The organism is Blastococcus sp. CT_GayMR20 (assembly GCF_004570345.1).
On record NZ_SPQM01000258.1, the window covers coordinates 1 to 3,701 of the forward strand.

3 protein-coding genes are annotated in these 3,701 nt (G+C 73.8%); all 3 read left to right on the plus strand.

All coding sequences use genetic code 11. The features are described 5' to 3' along the window. Positions 1 to 61: 61 nt before the first annotated feature. The 3 genes from E4P40_RS26905 to ccsB all read left to right on the plus strand — a co-directional run bounded on the left by E4P40_RS26905 (position 62) and on the right by ccsB (position 3,424). Positions 62 to 868 (plus strand): cytochrome c biogenesis protein CcdA, encoded by an 807-nt coding sequence (locus E4P40_RS26905; RefSeq protein WP_135161361.1) that lies wholly within the window; start codon positions 62 to 64, stop codon positions 866 to 868. 62 nt (positions 869 to 930) lie between these two features. Beyond that, the gene (locus E4P40_RS26910) at positions 931 to 2,472 is read left to right on the plus strand and encodes a cytochrome c biogenesis protein ResB (protein ID WP_245160620.1); all 1,542 of its coding nucleotides are present in this window, start codon (positions 931 to 933) and stop codon (positions 2,470 to 2,472) included. Next, positions 2,462 to 3,424: a c-type cytochrome biogenesis protein CcsB gene (ccsB, locus tag E4P40_RS26915; RefSeq protein ID WP_135161363.1), complete on the plus strand. Its 963-nt coding sequence runs from the start codon at positions 2,462 to 2,464 to the stop codon at positions 3,422 to 3,424. Before E4P40_RS26910 ends, ccsB begins: the two co-directional genes overlap by 11 nt. Positions 3,425 to 3,701: the final 277 nt, after the last annotated feature.

The following is a 3,701-nucleotide window of genomic DNA, read 5'->3' on the forward strand; positions in this document are numbered from 1 at the left end:
GCGAGATCTCCCAGGACGACCTGCGTCGCGTGATCGACCTCGTGCTGGAGGAGGGCTGACGATGGGAGAGACCTTCGCGGGCCTGGTCACGGACGGCCCGCTGCTCGTCGCCGCCGCGGTCGCCGCGCTCGTCGGGCTCATCAGCTTCGCCTCCCCCTGCGTCCTGCCGCTCGTCCCGGGCTACCTGTCCTACGTCACCGGGCTGGTCGGGTCCGGCGCCGTCACGGCGCCGGCCGGTCGCTCCGGAGGGACGGCGACAGCGGTGCGCACCGAGGTGACCCCGCGGGCGCGCATGGTGCTCGGCGCCCTGCTGTTCGTGCTCGGCTTCACCCTCGTCTTCGTCGCGTTCGGCGCGGCCTTCGGCGGGCTGGGCCGGCTGATGCTCGAGCACGCCGACGTCCTCAACCGGGTCTTCGGCGTGGTCACCGTCCTGGTCGGCCTGGGCTTCCTCGGCTGGCTGCCGTTGCTCCAGCGCACCAAGCGGATCACCGCGCGGCCGGCCGCCGGCCTGGCCGGGGCGCCGCTGCTGGGCATCGTCTTCGGCCTCGGCTGGACGCCGTGCCTCGGGCCGACCCTGTCGGCGGTCTACTCCCTGGCCTTCTCCGAGGCGACCGCGACCCGCGGCGCGGTGCTCGGCGTCGCCTACTGCCTGGGCCTGGGCGTCCCCTTCGTGCTCGTGGCGCTCGGGGCGCGCTGGGCGATGGGCGCGACGTCGTTCCTCCGCCGGCACGCGCAGACCGTGACCCGCGTCGGCGGGGCTGTGCTGGTGCTGGTCGGGCTGCTGCTGCTCACCGGCGCCTGGACCGAGATGATGCAGTGGCTGCGGTCGTGGCTGGCCGCGACCGGGTTCGGGGACTCGGCGCTGTGACGGTGACCGCGCCTCCGGCTCCCGGGGTAGCTGCTCCGCCTCCTTCGGTCCCGCGGCGGGGCGTGGGTCTCCTCCTCCGCTGGTGGCGGCGGCTCACCGCGATGCGGACGGCGATCGTCCTGCTGTTCCTGCTCGCGCTCGCCGCCGTCCCGGGATCGCTGCTGCCGCAGCGGTCGCTGTCGCAGAACAACGTCAACGGGTACTTCGCCGACCACCCCACGCTCGCCCCGTTCCTCGACCGGCTCTACCTGTTCGACGTCTTCAGCTCGCCCTGGTTCGCCGCGATCTACCTGCTGCTGTTCATCTCGCTGATCGGTTGCGTGCTGCCGCGCGGGCTCGAGCACGCCCGCAACCTCCGCGCCGCCCCGCCGCCGGCCCCCAGGCACCTCCTGCGGCTGCGGGACTCCGGCGAGGTCGCGACCCCGCTCCCGGGCGGGCAGTCGCTCGACGTGGTCGAGGAGGAGCTGCGGGTCCGGAAGTTCCGCGTCGTCCGGCGGAACGGCGTGCACGGGCCCGAACTCTCCGCCGAGAAGGGCTACCTCAAGGAGACCGGCAACCTGCTGTTCCACCTCTCCCTGGTGGCGCTGCTCCTGGGCCTGGCCGGCGGCAAGCTCTGGGGCTACGAGGGCAGCATCCTGGTCACGGAGGGCCAGGGCTTCTGCAACTCCTTCCAGCAGTACGACACGCACTCGGCCGGCCCGCTCGTCGACAGCGGCGACCTGACCCCGCTCTGCGTCGACCTCGAGGACTTCCGCGCCGAGTACGAGGAGGACCTGACCGCCGCCTCGTTCACCGCGGACATCCGCTACGGCGGCCCCGGCGAGGACGGCCGGGCGACCACCATCGGTGTCAACGAGCCCCTGCGCCTGGACGGCGACCGGATCTACGTGACCGGCCACGGGTTCAGCCCGACGTTCAGCGTGACCCGGCCCGACGGCACGGCCCTGACCGACGTCTCCGTGCCGTTCCTGCCGTCGGACCAGTCGACGATGGCCAGCCAGGGCGCGCTGAAGGTGCCCGACCTCGGGGACGGCGACGACCAGCTCGCCCTGGAGGGGTTCTTCGCCCCCACCGGGCTGGTCCAGGGCGGCATCCTCACCTCGGTCAACCCGCAGCCCCTCGCGCCGCAGGTGGCGCTGGTCGCCTACCAGGGCTACCTCGGTCTGGACTCCGGGATCCCGCAGTCGGTCTACTCCCTCGACGCCGGCCAGATCGATCGCGGCCGCCTGACCGAGGTCGGCGCCGCGAACCTCTCGGCCGGCGAGTCGATGACGCTCCCCGACGGGACGACGGTGACCTTCACCGGCTTCCGCGAGTTCGCCGCCCTGCAGTACTCCCACGACCCTGGGCAGACGTGGGTGCTGGCCGCGGCGGTCGCCATGCTCGCGGGCCTGCTCGGGATGCTGCTGCTCCGCCGGGAGCGGGTCTTCGCCCGGGTCCCGGCCGGTGCCGGCGACGGCGGTACCGTGCTCGCGCTGGCCTCGCTCACCCGGGGCAGCGGTGAGAACGCGCCCCGGTTCGCCGCCATGGCCGACGACCTGCGCGCAGCGCTCGCCGAGCGCGCCCGCACATCCGAACCGGAGGGACACCCGCGTGACTCCTGACTCGCTGGCCGCACTGTCGGACAGCCTCTTCTCGGTCTCCGTGGCGTTGTACTCGCTCGCCGTCGTGGCCTTCTGCGCGCAGTTGGCGTTCGGACGGCGTCCGGCACCGGCGCGCGAGCTCGTCGGTGCCGGTGGTCCGGCCGGGCCGGCCGCCGCGCCGGCCCCGGCCCCGGCCGAGGACTCCCGCGGACGGCGCTGGGGCGCGATCGCCATCGGTCTGACGGCGCTCGGCGCGCTGGCCCACACCGGCGTGCTGGTCGCCCGCGGCCTGGCGACCGACAGGTTGCCCTGGGGCAACATGTACGAGTTCTCGACGGCCACCGTGCTCGTCGCGGTCGTCGTCTACCTGGTCTTCGCCCTGCGCGCGCCCGGACTACGGCACATCGGCCTGTTCGTGCTGGCGCCGGTCGTGCTCTCCCTCGTCGCCATCGGCCTGCGCCTCTACGCCGAGGCCGGCCCGGTGGTCGCCGCGCTGCGGTCGTACTGGCTGGCGATCCACGTCAGCACCGCGGTCATCGGCTTCGGCGTGTTCGTCGTCAGCGGGATCGCCAGCGTCCTCTACCTGCTGAAGACCCGGCACGACGCCCGGGTGGCCTCCGGTGAGGCGTCGCAGGAAGGCATCCTCGCCCGCCTCCCCGGCGCCGCGGCGCTGGACCGGGTCGCCCACCGCACGGCCGTCTTCGGCTTCCCGATCTGGACCTTCGCCGTCATCGCGGGGGCCGTCTGGGCCGAGGCCGCCTGGGGCCGCTTCTGGGGCTGGGACCCCAAGGAGACGTGGGCCTTCATCGCCTGGGTGGTCTACGCCGCCTACCTGCACGCACGGACCACGGCCGGCTGGCGCGGCAAGCCCGCCGCATGGGTCAACGTCGTCGGTCTCGGGGTCATGATCTTCAACCTGACCTTCGTCAACATGGTGTCGACCGGCCTGCACAGCTACGCCGGGGTCAGCTGACCCGTCACACTGCGTCATCGGCTCGTCGGTCGGTCCGGGAGCGCGCTACCCGTGACGAACGGCGGGTCGGCGTGCTTCCATGCCCCCATGACGTGCACGACTGCCCCCGCCGGAGATCACCGTGGGTAAGCATGCAGCGCCGGAGGGCGCCGCTCCGCACCCGCTCGTGAGCGGGGCCCGGGCCGCCCGCCCGGAGCGCACGCCCGGGGCCCACAGCCAGGACGCCGCTCGCGAGGGCGGGCTGGGCTGGCCGGGACCCCCGGCGCCCGACGGCGAG